The sequence below is a fragment of the Bradyrhizobium sp. USDA 4541 genome (assembly GCF_024171085.1).
Lineage (GTDB): Bacteria > Pseudomonadota > Alphaproteobacteria > Rhizobiales > Xanthobacteraceae > Bradyrhizobium > Bradyrhizobium australafricanum.
In genome coordinates this window covers 6,070,610-6,084,201 of record NZ_JALJZF010000001.1, presented here as the reverse complement: position 1 = coordinate 6,084,201, position 13,592 = coordinate 6,070,610, and the positions used below count along the sequence as shown (strand labels likewise).

The following is a 13,592-nucleotide window of genomic DNA, read 5'->3' as shown; positions in this document are numbered from 1 at the left end:
CGCTCTTGGCAGATGGGCTGTGACCGGCTAATTCGACGGTCCCCCGGAGGATGGAACCGATTTCGCTTCGTACGCCGCTGGCGCTTCTCCTGATCTCGCTCGCCGTGATTGCATCCGTGTGGTGGTGGCTCGCCACGCCGATTACGCTCGTGCGCGCGCCGATCGATCCCGCTGCAAAGCTGCAATGCGTGTCCTATACGCCGTTCCGCGGCGCGCAGACGCCGCTGGATCCCACCACGCAGATTCCAGTCGAGCAGATCGAGCAGGATCTGACCGATCTCGCCAAGGTCACCGACTGCGTGCGCACCTATTCGATCGAGAACGGCCTCGACCAGGTCCCCGGCGTTGCGGCCAAGGTCGGGCTGAAGGTGATGCAAGGCATCTGGCTCAGCAGCAACCGCTTCAAGAATTTGCAGCAGATCGCGATCGCGGTGCGGCTCGCCAAGGAGTATCCCGGCGTCGTCACCTCGCTGATCGTCGGCAACGAGGTGCTGCTGCGCGGCGAGATGACCGCCACCGATCTTGCCGGCAACATCCGCGCAGTGAAGGCGGCGGCGGGCAATCTTCCCGTCACCTATGCCGACGTCTGGGAATACTGGGTGAAGAACCGCGAGATTTATGACGCGGTCGATTTCGTCACCATTCACATCCTGCCGTATTGGGAGGACATCCCGGTCAAGGCGAAGTACGCCGCGGCGCATGTCGACGATATCCGCAAGCGGATGGCGGTGACATTCCCGGGCAAGGAGATCCTGATCGGCGAGACCGGCTGGCCGAGCCAGGGGCGGATGCGGGAGGGCGCATTGCCGTCGCGCACCAACCAGGCGCGGGTGGTGTCCGAGATCCTCGACCTCGCCAAGCGCGAGGGCTTTCGGGTCAACCTGATCGAGGCCTACGACCAGCCCTGGAAGCGCAAGCTCGAGGGCACCGTCGGCGGCAATTGGGGCCTGTTCGATTCGGTCAAGCGGCAGGTGAAATATCCGCCCGGCGTTGCTATCACGAACTATCCGGACTGGAAGCTGCAGATGGCGGGCGGCATGGCGCTGTCCGTCGCCACATTCCTCGCGGCCTGGCTGACGCTGCGCCGCCGGCCCTGGACGCCGCGGCCGTCGGCCTGGATCGCGGTCGCCATTTCGGCGACGACGGCGGGGGCGCTGCTCGGGATTGCCGGCGACAAGATGTATTACGAGAGCTACGGCGTCGGCGGCTGGCTGCATTGGGGCGTGCTGCTCGCAGCGGGCATTGCCGCGCCGCTGCTGACGGCGCACGCGCTGATCGCCGGGCGGTCGCTGCCGACCTTCCTGGAGCTGGTCGGGCCGCGCGACTATCGCGGCAAGGGCGTGATCGGCGCGGCGCTGGCGATTGTGCTGATCATCACCACGGTGATTGCTGCCGAAACCGCGCTCGGCTTCACCTTCGATCCGCGCTACCGCGATTTCCCGTATGCCTCGCTGACCATGGCGGTGGTGCCATTCGCGCTCCTGACCATGCTCAACCGTCCGAAGGAAGGCATCCGGCCGCTCGCGGAATCCGTATTCGCCGGCCTGCTGGTGATCGCCGCCGGCTACACGATCTACAACGAGGGCACGATCAACTGGCAGTCGGACTGGACCTGCGTGATGTACCTCTTGCTCGCCGCTACGCTGTGGCGGGCGCGGGCCGCGCAAAACCCAGGATGAACAGCCCGATCGCGAGCCCCGACAGCACGACATTGTAGAGCACGATCCCGAGCCCCGCAGCGATCAAGCCGACGGTGAGCAGCACGATCGACGGCCGCGTCAGGTTGAGCACCGCGATTACCAGCGCGGTGATCCCGAACACCGAGTTCTTGAACAGTACGGTCGACAGCGCGCGAGCCTTGCAGAGCATGGTCTGCGCGCCGGCGTCGCAGGCCAGCGCAACGGGAGAGAACTCGATCGCCAGATAGCGCACGTAGAGCGCGTAGCCGACGGTGACGAAGCCCACGACCATCAGGAACTGGACCTGATAGGGGGAGAGGCGGAACGGAGGTTTTGTCATCGCGGCACTATGGTCGGGATCGGGTTGCGGGACAAGTTCGGTCGGAGCATCGAAATCGGTTGAAAATCCGGCCACAATCCCTTGGCTCACATGATTATTGGCTGTTCCGCCGGAATATCGAGGAGATCGTGGTCGACTCCGGCTTCTTGTCCTCGGCGACCGGCTGCTGCTGCTGCTGCGGCGGCGCGACGGCGCGCTTCGGCACGGCCCGGCGATGCGACGGCGCCGGCTTGGCTCCGGCGGCCGGCTCGATGAGGGCCAGTCGCTGGCCGTCATAGATCGCCGTCTCGCAGGTCCGCTGCACCAGGTTGAGGCCCGCGCAGATCCTGGCTGCGGTGCCGGCGTCGTTCAGCGGTCCGGCCACCAGGCGCAACTGCATGCCGAGCCCGTTGCTGTTCTCCTTGATCACGATGATCGGCCGCAGCGCCGCCAGCGGCGCGTTGGCCTTCGACTTCAACAGGCCGCGCCACAGCGCGCGCAGTCCATTGACCGAATTGGCCGTGCCGAGATCGACGCCGAACTCGGTGCGGTGGATCTGTGCCTGCGGCGCATCGTCCTCGGCGTCCGGATCCGCTGTGATCACCAGCGGAGGGATCGGTGCGGCGGTGACATCGCTGGCGGTCGGCGGCCTGACCGTTTCGGTTGCCTTGTTCGCTGCGGGATCGAGCGATGCCAGGACCGGCTTGTCGGCAAGCGACTTGTCCGCGACCGGCGCCGGCGCAGCGGGTGCATCCTCGGCGCCGGCCGCGGCGGCGCTCATTGGACTTGCGATCGATGCGGCCGTGGCGGAATTCGGCGGCGAATTGTCGGAGGCTGGCGGCTTCTCCGCGGCGGCCTGCGGCTTGGCGGGCGCGGACGCCGGTTTCTTGTCGGCCGTTGCCGGCTTTTCGGCCGGCGCAACCGGCTTCTCGATCGGCCCAGTCGCCTTGCTGTCGCCGGCTGTGGGCAGCTTGTCGATCGCCGCCGGCTTGTCCAATGCGACCGTCGGCATCGTTGCGACGGCGGCAACGGTGGGCGCGGAGGCGGCGGGCGACGAACTGGCGGTTGCGGGCGAGGTACCGGGTGCTGCCAAGGGCGATGGTGCCGGCGGCTGCCTGACGATTGCGCCGGTCACGGAGTCGAGGCCCTGCTCCAGCGTGGTGACGCGCGAATACAGCCGGTCGCGGTCGCCGTTGAGCGTATCGATCGCAGACGCCAGCCGGCGCGTCTCGTTGTGGCTCTCCTTCGCCAGCGTCTGCAACTGCTGGGCCTGTCGCGCGAGGTCCGCTGCGGCAACTTGGTCGCGCCGCAGCGTCAACGCCGACTGGTTGGCCATCACCGCGACGGTGACGGCGCCGACCGCGGCAACGCCCCACGAGCCGAGCCGCCACAGCATGCGGCGATCCAGAGCATCCTCCTCGGCCAAAAAGCCGGTGGTGCTCTCGGTGTCGAATTCCGCCGCCAGATTGTCGCGATCTTTGGCCAAAGCCCGCTTGGCCCTCCTCAAGGCCCGCCGAATCACGAGGCAAAGATTAACAGGAAATGGACCGGGAACTTGAATCCGGAGCGCCACGGAGGCGAATCGGTTTCTTCTGCCGGGGAAAACAATTAAAGACGGCCTCGAAGACAGCTTTGCGCAGCGAACTGCGCGCGACATCGAGGATTGCGAATGACTGCGCGAACGAGCCTGACAGTGGTGCTTGCGGCCGGTGAGGGCACGCGGATGCGCTCGTCGCTGCCGAAGGTGCTGCACCCCGTGGCCGGGCAGCCGCTGCTGGCGCATGTGCTCAACGCCGCGGCCTCCGGCGAGGGGTCGCAGCTGGCGGTCGTGATCGGCCCGGACCACGAGGCGGTCGCCAACGAGGTGCGTCGGGTGCGGCCCGACGCACAGAGCTTCGTGCAGCGCGAGCGGCTCGGCACCGCGCATGCGGTGCTGGCGGCGCGCGAGGCGATCGCCCGCAGCGCCGACGACCTCCTGATCGCATTCGGCGACACGCCGCTGATCTCGGCCGAGACCTTCGCCCGTATGCGCGCACCGCTGCGGGACGGCGCGGCGCTTGCGGTGCTCGGCTTCCATGCCGCCGACCCGACCGGCTACGGCCGCCTGGTGGTCGAGAACGGCAAGCTGGTCGCGATCCGCGAGCAGGCCGATGCAAGTGCCGAAGAGCGCAAGATCACGCTATGCAATGCCGGCGTGATGGCGTTCGACGGCAAGAAGGCGCTCGCGATCATCGAGAAGATCGGCAATGCCAATGCCAAGGGCGAATATTATCTGACGGATGCCGTCGGCATTGTCAGGGAACTCGGACTGGAGGCCGTCGTGATCGAGACCAGCGAAGACGAAGTGCGCGGCATCAACACCAAGGCGCAGCTCGCCGAGGCCGAGGCCGTGATGCAGGCGCGGCTGCGCAACCAGGCGCTCGAGGCCGGCGTGACCCTGATCGCGCCGGAAACGGTCTATCTCGCCGCCGACACCAAATTCGGCAAGGACGTCACGATCGAGCCGTTCGTGGTGATCGGACCCGGCGTTTCGATCGACGACGGCGCCGTGATACATTCCTTCTCGCACATCACCCAAGCAACGATCGGCAAGAAGGTGGAGCTCGGACCCTACGCGCGGCTGCGGCCCGGTACCTCGCTCGGCGATGGCGTGAAGATCGGCAATTTCGTCGAGACCAAGGGTTCGAGGCTGGAGGCCGGCGTCAAGGTCAACCATCTCTCCTATGTCGGCGACGCCCATGTCGGTGCCAATTCCAACCTCGGCGCCGGCACCATCACCTGCAACTATGACGGCTTCCTCAAGCACAAGACGCTGATCGGCGAGGGTGCCTTCATCGGCACCAATACGTCGCTGGTCGCGCCGGTCACGATCGGCAAGGGCGCCTATATCGGTTCGGGCTCCGTGATCACCAAGGATGTTCCCGACAATGCGATGGCGCTCGAGCGCAGCGAGCAGTCCATCCGCGAAGGCGGCGCCGCGCGCTACCGCACGGCGAAGCTGAAGGAGAAGGCTGCGAAGGGGAAGTGATCTTCTCGCGACATATTTGCGAGCCTGTCTCGACCATAAAATGTCATCCCGGCGAAAGCCGGGATCCATACTCCGCGGCGGAAGTTGGGGACAGGACTCGTCGTTCCAGCATCGTGAAGCAATGACCGTCGGTGGTTATGGGTCCAGGCTTTCGCCGGGACGACACTGAATGTGTTGCGCGATCTGTGAGCCACATATGCGCATCGGGTGACGGGGTTCGCAACGGGCTGATCGCAACGTCGATCGGTTGACCCGGTTCATGCCGCATTCTTCGCCTGGCGCGGCTCGCTGGTGTTCGGCTCTACCGGTCCGAGCAGGATGCGCCGCTGCATCTCGTCGAAGGCGAGGTTTGCGTTCTTCTCCCGTGTCATCAGCGACAGCAGGATCGCGACCGCAAAGGATAGCGGCATGCTGATGATCGCGGGATTGCGCAGCGACACGAACCACCATTGATGCTCGACCGCGGCGAGCGGCTTGCCGAGAATGTCGACCTGGATGGTCGGGGACAGATAGATCAGCACCAGCGAGCTCAGTGTGCCGACGAGGATGCTCGCCACGGCAGCAGGCGTCGTGAAGCGGCGCCAGGTGATGGCGAGCACGAGCGAAGGGAAGTTGGCGGCGCAGGCGATCGAGAACGCAAGTCCCGCCATGAACGCGACGTTCTGGCCTTCGAACGCGATGCCCAGGCCGATGGCGAGGATGGAAATCAGAACCGTCGCGACCCGCGCGACCTTGAGCTGCTCGGCTTCCGAAGCGGTGCCGCTCCTGATCACATTGGTCCAGACGTCGTGGCAGAGCGTGGCGACGCCCGACAGCGTCAGCCCCGCGACGACGGCAAGCATGGTCGCGAACGCGACCGCGCAGATGAAGCCGAAGAACGCGTTGCCGCCGACGGTGAGTGCGAGCAGGGGCGCTGCCATGTTGCCGCCGCCGCCGGCCTTGGCCACCGCCTCGGCGCCGACCAGCACCATGGCGCCGAAGCCGATGATGAAGACCATGAGATGAAAGACGCCGATCAGGCCGGTGGCATAGAGGATCGACAGCCGTGCGGCTTTGGAATCCTTCACCGTGTAGGCCCGCATCAGCACATGCGGCATCGCGGCGGTTCCGAACATCAGTCCGAGCCCGAGCGAGATGGCATCCCATTGACCCGAGACCACCTTCGATCCCGGCTGCAGCACCTTGGTGCCGTATTTCTCGGACGCCGCGGCGAACAGCTTCAGCGGGTTCATGTCGAAATGGGTCAACACGAGGAGGGCGAGCAGGATGCCACCGCCCATCAGCAGCACAGCCTTGACCACCTGCACCCAGGTCGTCGCCAACATGCCGCCGAACAGCACGTAGACCAGCATCACGCTGCCGACGACGACGACCGACCAGGTGTAGGGCAGGCCGAACAGCAGCTTGATCAGCGATCCGGTCGCGACCATCTGGGCGATCAGGTAGAACAGGATCACGGCAAGTGTACCGATGGCGCCGGCGAGGCGCACCGGACGCTGGCGCAGGCGATAGGCCACGACGTCGGCGAAGGTGAAGCGGCCGACATTGCGCAATGGCTCGACGATCAGGAACAGAATGATCGGCCAGCCGACCAGCCACCCGATCGAATAGATCATGCCGTCGAAGCCGTTCGAGGTGACGATGCCGGCAATTCCGAGCAGGGCCGCGGCGCTCAGGAAGTCTCCCGCGAGTGCCCAGCCGTTCTGCCACGGCGTGACCTGGCCGCCGGCGGCAAAGAAGTGCTCGGTGGTGCGCGTGCGCCGCGCAGCCCAATAGGTGATCGCCAGCGTCAACGCCATGAAGGCGAAGAAGAACCCGATCGAAAGCGTGCTGCTGCCCATTTGCCTGTCCCCTTAGCGAAGCTCGCGAACGCCTGCGTCGAACACCCGGTTCGCCCACAGCACGTAGACCAGGCAGAGCACGAAGGAAGAGATGATGACGAGCGGGCCGAGCACAATGCAAAGCGACAGGCCGGGCATCAGAATGGTGCCGAGCAGCGGCTTGTCGAACGCGAAAAGCCCCATGAAGCCGAAATAGATCACGATCATCGCAACGCTCAGAACGAGCGCGACCGTCAGCCGCTTCTTGGCCAGTTTCTTGGCCAGCTTCTCGGCCTGCTTCTTGGCCAATGCGCCGCCGTTCGGCGCCGGATCGGCATTGCCGGGAATAACCACGTTCATATCGGCCCCTCAAAACTTCAGCGCGCTCTGCTTGCGCCAATCGGACGAGCTTCAGCCGGGGGCTGACGGAAGGGAATTATGGATTTTTGCAATCTGCTGTGCGCGGCTGCGGCACGACATCGGCCAGCGTGACCTGCATGTCGGGATCCTGCTTCAGGGTATTTTTCAGGAAGGCGCCGACGGCGCGGATGCGCGGGGCGAATTGCAGGTCGCTGTGGACGTTGAGCCAGACCTCGCGAACGGTGCCGGCGAGAGCGGGCAGCACCGGTATCAGGTCGGGCCGGTCCCTTGTGGCAAAGCTCGGCAGCATCACGATGCCGAGGCCGCCCGCCGCGGCGTTCATCTGCGCGATCATGCTGTTGGAGTGGAAGGCGATTTTCGGCTCTTCGATGACATCGGCGAGCCAGCGCACCGAGTCGACCTGGATCAGGTCCTCGATATAGGACACGAACCAATGATCCTGCAGGTCGCGCAGGCTTGCGGGCATCCCGTGGTGGTCGAGATAGTCCTGGCTCGCGAATAGCCCGAGCCGAAACTTGCCGATGCGCTCCGAGATCAGGCCCGGACCGGGCGGCCGGAAGAAGGACACGAACAGATCGGCCTCGCGCTTATGAACGTAGACCGTCTGGGCGGACGTGACGAGTTCGACGGTGAGCTGTGGCGCGGTGCGTCGCAGCTTGGCAAAGCGTTGCGCCAGATAAAGCGAGGCGATCCCCTCCATGGTGGCGAGCCGCACGGTCCCGACGAGCTCCTGGGTGTCGCTGGCGCTGGCCTCCTCGCGGATCGCGATCACCGCGCTCTCGACCCGCTCGGCATGGCGCAACAGTCGCTCGCCGACTTCGTTGAGCTTGAGCCCGGTGCGGTGGCGTTCGAACACCGCAACCCCGAGCGAAGCTTCCATCTGGGCGATGCGCCGGCTGACGGTGGAATGGTCGAGCCGCAGCCGCTTTGCCGTTTGGCTCAAATTCCCGGCGCGGGCGGCGCAGAGAAACACCCGCAGATCGTCCCAGTTGATCGTGTCGAACATCACCGGCCTCCAGGTTGCGGCCGTTGAAATTGCGGCCCTTGTCAGCAAAGCAATTCCCGTTCCAGCGCGTGGCGGTTCCGATCCTTCGCAACCGACCTTGCGACAATTCCCATGCACGCCGGCAAGCCAGGGATGATACCGCTTCGCTCCCCTAGTCCTAGCCGGGATTTTCGACATGCTTCCTCGTTTCAAGGCTGCTGCCGTCCACGCCGCGCCCGTCTTCCTCGACAGCTGGGCGACCACCGAAAAGGCGATCGCCATCATTCGCGAGGCGGCCAGAGCCGGCGCCGAGCTGATCGCGTTTCCCGAAACCTATATTCCCGCCTTTCCGGTCTGGGCTGCGCTGTGGCCTCCAATCGACAACCACGATCTGTTCGTGCGCATGGCGGAGCAATCCGTGCTGGCGGACGGACCGGAAGTGGCGCGGCTCTGCGCCGAGGCGCGCGCCCTCGGCGTCACGGTCTCGATCGGCATCAGCGAGCGCTCGGCCGTCAGCGTCGGGGGGCTGTGGAACTCGAACCTGCTGATCGGCGAGACCGGAGAAATTCTCATCCATCACCGCAAGCTGGTTCCGACCTTCTATGAGAAGCTAGTGTGGTCGTCAGGGGATGGTGCGGGCCTCAAGGTCGCGGAGACGCGGCAGGGCCGGATCGGCGGGTTGATTTGCGGCGAGAATACCAACCCATTGGCCCGCTTCGCGCTGATGGCGCAGGGCGAGCAGGTGCACATTTCGAGCTGGCCGCCGATGTGGCCCACCCGGCGCCCGGCAGGCGGCGGCAATTTCGACAACGTGGCCGCCAACCGCATCCGGGCCAGCGCCCATTGCTTCGAAGCCAAGGTATTCGGGATCGTCACCGCCGGCTACATGGACCAGGCGTTGCGCGCCTTCCTCATTGAACGCGATCGAACGATCGCCGACGTGATCGACCAGACACCACGTGCGGCGAGCTTCTTCGTCGATCCGACCGGCAGCGTCTTCGGCGATGGATTGCAGGACGAGGAGGGGATCGCCTACGCGGAGATCGATCTCAATCGCTGCGTCGAGCCGAAACAGTTTCACGACGTGGTCGGTTACTACAACCGCTTCGACATCTTCGGCGTGACGGTCGACCGCAGCCGGTTGACCCCGGCTCGATTCCGCGATCCAGAGCAGCCGATAGCGGACGTGCAAGACGCGGCAATTCTGTCGGTCGATGCCGACGCTGCATCGAATGGGTAGGGCCGCGACCTCCGGAGCTGACGAAGCCTTGGTGCTGCCTCACACGATCCTTCGTCCGCGTGCGGGACCCGACGCGGACATCGCGGTCCGGCATTCTCGATAGTCCGCAAACCTGCAACGTTGCCAACGCGGGAATGTATGGCTACGCTTTACCCTGGGTAGGCTGCCAAACGTTCCTTCGATCGGCCGGACGCTCATGCCAAAATTCCTTCGCATCGGAGTCCATCAGTCGAACGTTTCCGGATACACGTCGAAGGCATGGTGCATTCGACGGGCCGGCTCAACGGTTTTCCTGAAATGGGGCGCCGTGCAGGTTGATGGCGCGGGCGACAGGCGAAAGGTCCACTGGACGTTTCCACCGCAGGAAAAAACCATTCGCTGCCGCACGGTGCAGCGCGCCCAGGACTACACCAAGGCCGCCATCGCGCGGCGACGCAGCCATCGCTACGAACCGCTGGCTGGGAATATCGCGAACCGGCGGCGAACCACCGACCGGGACTCGCAGCTCAAGCAGGCGCTCGCCACGATCCTCTATGTCGATATCGTCCGATCCACCGAAAAGGCCGCGCGGCTCGGCGACACGCGCTGGGCGACGGTGATGAACCACTACTATGTCGCTGTGCGCAGGGAGCTGAAGGCCTTGCGGGGGAAGGAAGTCGTGACGACGGGCGACGGGTTGCTGGCGACGTTCCGCGCGCCGGCAGCCGGGATCCGTTGCGCGACCGCGATCCGCGAGTCCGTGCGCACGCTGGGCTGGAGATCAGGGTCGGACTGCACGCGGGCGAATACAAGGTGAGTGGCGCGGAGGTGATCGGGCTTGCGTTTCACATCGGCGCGCGCGTCGCGGCGAAAGCGCGGGCCGGCGAAGTGCTGGTCTCGAGCGCGGTCAAGGACCTGATGTCAAAGTCCGAAATCCGCTTCAAGGACCGCGGCGCGCACCAGCTCAAAGGCGTGCCGGAGCGATGGCGGCTCTACCGGGTGGAGCATTAGGGCGTCCCGGGAGCGTCGACTACCGCCAGCGTCGGCTGGCCTCGCCGAAAGGCGTTAATGACATATTGATGCGGTTAACGACGTTTGCCGTCTGCGGTTTCATCGCTCTTAGGAGGCGACAAGGCAAAACACGGCATGCGCAAACATGCCGCGACCGTTCTGATTGGAGTCTTTTGCAGCCTGGTGACGTACTTCAGCGCCGCACGACTCTACCAATGGGCCGAGACCGGACAGTTGGCGGTGCTGTCCCGGAAGACACACGACCAACCTGAGTTCGTTTCCTGGGGCGACGATCGGCCCCGCTTCGTGCTGCTGTTCGCGCTCTATCTGTTTTTCCTCAGGAACGGACTGCTCGGCATGCTGGTTACGTGCCGCGAGGTCTGGCTGCGTGGCCGGGGATGGGAACCGTGAGCGCGCGGCTGATCGCTGGATTGATCAAGGTGCTGCTCGGAGGTCTTCTCACGGCCGGTCCGCCGCTCGTGTCGGTCGCGCGCGGCGACGAAACTGCGAGCATCAATGCACGACGCGAGGCGCTTCGCGAATGGAGCAGCCTTGCCAATGGACGCACGGACTTTGAAATTTCCGATCCGGCCTTGGTGCCAAGGATGCTCGCGCTTGCGGCCGAGCAATCCGGCTGCAAATACAGTGATGACATCGAAAAGTTGCCGGTTCGCTTCATGAAAGTGGCCGGGCACCGTCTCGCGCTGATGTTCTGTCGGCTTTCCGTGACCGGATCGCATCGCGCGTTCGATCTTTCCGACGTCAGCAGACCAAAGCCGATGGAATTTCCGTACGTCGCGCTGAACGGCTTCGGTACGACGGACACTCCGGGTTTCATCACATGGAGGGAGGAGGCCGGCTTGTTTCAGGCCGAAACCGGATCGGACCTGTGTCCCAGCCCACACCTGCGGCATGTCTATCGGCTAGACGTGACCAATCGCGAAAGCTTTGTCGTGGTTCGCGTCGAGGTCAGCGCGCCTGCGTGCGGCGCGGGTCAGGAATGGACCACGATCTGGGAGGCGAAACCGTGGCCCGCGCCGGCGGATCCGCGCTGACGCGCTCTTGCCAAAATGGTTAGCCCCGATTAACCAGCCTTTCGCATCAACCTTGCCGTTTAAGACTGTCGCAATCGGCAATAATTATTGAGTATCTTGCGGCCGGCGATTCCCGTTAAGGGACCGTGTCGCCGCTTTGGCAAATTTTCGGCGATTTTTGGGGACATTGAACCGCATGTGCGGCATCGTCGGCATTCTTGGACGCGCTCCGGTCGCGGAGCAATTGGTGGATTCGCTCAAGCGGCTCGAATATCGCGGCTATGATTCCGCGGGTGTCGCCACGCTGGAGAATGGCGGCCTGGCGCGGCGCCGCGCCGAAGGCAAGCTGAAGAATCTCGAGGCCCGGCTCGAGGCCAAGCCGCTCGGCGGCCATACCGGCATCGGCCACACCCGTTGGGCCACGCACGGACGGCCGACCGAGAACAACGCGCATCCGCACGCCACCGAGCGCGTCGCCGTGGTGCATAACGGCATCATAGAGAATTTCCGCGAGCTGCGCGAGGAACTCGAGGCCAAGGGCGCGGCGTTCTCGACCGAGACCGACACCGAGGTCGTGGTGCATCTGGTCGACAATCTGCTGAAAGGCGGCGTCAAGCCGATCGAGGCGGTGAGGGCGGTGCTGTCGCAGCTGCGCGGCGCGTTCGCGCTCGGCTTCATCTTCGCCGGCGAGGATGATCTGATGATCGGCGCCCGCAACGGCCCGCCGCTCGCGGTCGGCCATGGCGAAGGCGAGATGTTTCTCGGGTCCGACGCGATCGCGCTCGGGCCGTTCACCGATACGATCAGCTATCTCGAGGACGGCGATTGGGTGGTGCTGAATCGCAAGGGCGCCACGATCTTCGACAAGGACAACGCCATCGTCCACCGCGAGGCGATCAAGCACACGACGGCAACGGCGCTGGTCGACAAGGCGAACTACCGCCACTTCATGGCGAAGGAGATCCACGAGCAGCCCGAAGTGGTCGGGCACACGCTGGCGCGCTATGTCGACATGGCGACCGAGCGCGTCACCATGCCGGTGAAGCTGCCGTTCGACTTCAAGGATATCCAGCGCGTCTCGGTCACCGCCTGCGGCACCGCGAGCTATGCCGGCTTCGTCGCGAAATACTGGCTGGAGCGGCTGGCGCGGCTACCGGTCGAGCTCGATGTCGCCTCTGAATTCCGCTACCGCGAGGCACCGCTGCGCAAGGGCGATCTTGCGATCTTCATCTCGCAATCGGGCGAGACCGCCGACACGCTGGCGGCGCTGCGCTACGCCAAGGCGCAAGGTGCGCACACGCTCTCGGTCGTCAACGTGCCGACCTCGACGATCGCGCGCGAGAGCGAGACCGTGCTGCAGACGCTCGCCGGTCCCGAGATCGGGGTCGCTTCGACCAAGGCGTTCACCTGCCAGCTGATGGTGCTGGCCTCGCTCGCGGTCGCCGCCGGCAAGGCGCGCGGCGAGCTGTCCGATGCCGACGAGGCCAAGCTGGTGCATGGCCTGGTCGAGATCCCGCGCCTGATGTCGGAAGCGCTGACCACCGAAGTGCAGATCGAGAAGCTGGCGCGCGAGATCTCGAAGTCGCGCGACGTGCTCTATCTCGGCCGCGGCACCAGCTATCCGCTGGCGCTAGAGGGCGCGCTAAAGTTGAAGGAAATCTCCTACATCCATGCCGAGGGCTACGCCGCCGGCGAGCTCAAGCACGGGCCGATCGCGCTGATCGACGAGCACATGCCGGTCGTGGTGATCGCGCCCTACGACAAGGTGTTCGAGAAGACCGTCTCCAACATGCAGGAGGTCGCCGCCCGCGGCGGCAAGATCATCCTGATGACCGACGCCAAGGGCGCGGCGGAGGCGACCATCCAGTCGCTGGTGACGATCGTGATGCCGGACATGGGGGCGACCTTCGCGCCGATGGTCTACGCCGTTCCGGTGCAGCTGCTCGCCTATCATACCGCTGTCGTGATGGGCACCGATGTCGACCAGCCGCGGAATCTGGCCAAATCGGTCACGGTCGAATAGTCGCAAGCCGCGGCTTCACGCGGCCCTTCAAAAATGCGACAGAATGGCTTAGCTGGGTGGTGGACTACGGCCGCTTCGACGACCCTGGAACCG

At 64.9% G+C, this 13,592-nt stretch carries 11 protein-coding genes and 1 pseudogene; 7 read left to right on the top strand and 5 right to left on the bottom strand.

Annotation, left to right across the window (positions count from 1 at the left end):
- The first annotated feature begins 50 nt into the window (after positions 1–50).
- Complete coding sequence (locus tag J2R80_RS28930; RefSeq protein ID WP_168856347.1) at positions 51–1,679, top strand: beta-(1-6) glucans synthase; 1,629 nt, start codon at positions 51–53, stop codon at positions 1,677–1,679.
- Here the strand turns inward: J2R80_RS28930 and J2R80_RS28925 are convergent.
- Positions 1,639–2,019, bottom strand: coding sequence for a hypothetical protein (locus J2R80_RS28925; RefSeq protein ID WP_016844836.1), 381 nt, complete (start codon positions 2,017–2,019; stop codon positions 1,639–1,641). The two genes, J2R80_RS28930 and J2R80_RS28925, sit on opposite strands and share 41 nt — an antisense overlap.
- 94 nt (positions 2,020–2,113) lie before the next feature.
- Complete coding sequence (locus J2R80_RS28920) at positions 2,114–3,484, bottom strand: hypothetical protein (RefSeq protein WP_253639823.1); 1,371 nt, start codon at positions 3,482–3,484, stop codon at positions 2,114–2,116.
- 183 nt (positions 3,485–3,667) lie between these two features.
- Here J2R80_RS28920 and glmU point away from each other — a divergent pair, with 183 nt between their 5' ends.
- Positions 3,668–5,026: a bifunctional UDP-N-acetylglucosamine diphosphorylase/glucosamine-1-phosphate N-acetyltransferase GlmU gene (glmU, locus tag J2R80_RS28915; protein ID WP_253590280.1), complete on the top strand. Its 1,359-nt coding sequence runs from the start codon at positions 3,668–3,670 to the stop codon at positions 5,024–5,026.
- Positions 5,027–5,283: 257 nt separating this feature from the next.
- On the opposite strand, the gene J2R80_RS28910 is transcribed toward glmU, so the two are convergent.
- The 3 genes from J2R80_RS28910 to J2R80_RS28900 all read right to left on the bottom strand — a co-directional run bounded on the left by J2R80_RS28910 (position 5,284) and on the right by J2R80_RS28900 (position 8,233).
- On the bottom strand, positions 5,284–6,867 hold the full coding sequence (locus J2R80_RS28910) for a cation acetate symporter (RefSeq protein ID WP_057018474.1): 1,584 nt from the start codon (positions 6,865–6,867) through the stop codon (positions 5,284–5,286).
- A gap of 12 nt (positions 6,868–6,879) precedes the next feature.
- Complete coding sequence (locus tag J2R80_RS28905) at positions 6,880–7,206, bottom strand: DUF485 domain-containing protein (RefSeq protein WP_082653885.1); 327 nt, start codon at positions 7,204–7,206, stop codon at positions 6,880–6,882.
- A gap of 76 nt (positions 7,207–7,282) precedes the next feature.
- The gene (locus tag J2R80_RS28900) at positions 7,283–8,233 is read right to left on the bottom strand and encodes a LysR family transcriptional regulator (protein WP_253590279.1); all 951 of its coding nucleotides are present in this window, start codon (positions 8,231–8,233) and stop codon (positions 7,283–7,285) included.
- Positions 8,234–8,408: 175 nt separating this feature from the next.
- On the opposite strand from J2R80_RS28900, the gene J2R80_RS28895 reads away from it, so the two are divergent.
- The 5 genes and pseudogenes from J2R80_RS28895 to glmS all read left to right on the top strand — a co-directional run bounded on the left by J2R80_RS28895 (position 8,409) and on the right by glmS (position 13,499).
- The gene (locus J2R80_RS28895; RefSeq protein ID WP_253590278.1) at positions 8,409–9,452 is read left to right on the top strand and encodes a carbon-nitrogen hydrolase family protein; all 1,044 of its coding nucleotides are present in this window, start codon (positions 8,409–8,411) and stop codon (positions 9,450–9,452) included.
- A 196-nt stretch (positions 9,453–9,648) separates the two neighbouring features.
- Positions 9,649–10,442, top strand: a pseudogene (locus J2R80_RS28890) (adenylate/guanylate cyclase domain-containing protein).
- 135 nt (positions 10,443–10,577) lie between these two features.
- The gene (locus J2R80_RS28885; protein ID WP_253590277.1) at positions 10,578–10,853 is read left to right on the top strand and encodes a hypothetical protein; all 276 of its coding nucleotides are present in this window, start codon (positions 10,578–10,580) and stop codon (positions 10,851–10,853) included.
- A complete protein-coding gene (locus tag J2R80_RS28880; protein WP_057018714.1) occupies positions 10,850–11,497 on the top strand; it encodes a hypothetical protein in 648 nt (215 codons plus the stop codon). Before J2R80_RS28885 ends, J2R80_RS28880 begins: the two co-directional genes overlap by 4 nt.
- A 175-nt stretch (positions 11,498–11,672) precedes the next feature.
- Positions 11,673–13,499: a glutamine--fructose-6-phosphate transaminase (isomerizing) gene (gene glmS / locus J2R80_RS28875; RefSeq protein WP_057018713.1), complete on the top strand. Its 1,827-nt coding sequence runs from the start codon at positions 11,673–11,675 to the stop codon at positions 13,497–13,499.
- Positions 13,500–13,592 lie beyond the last annotated feature (93 nt).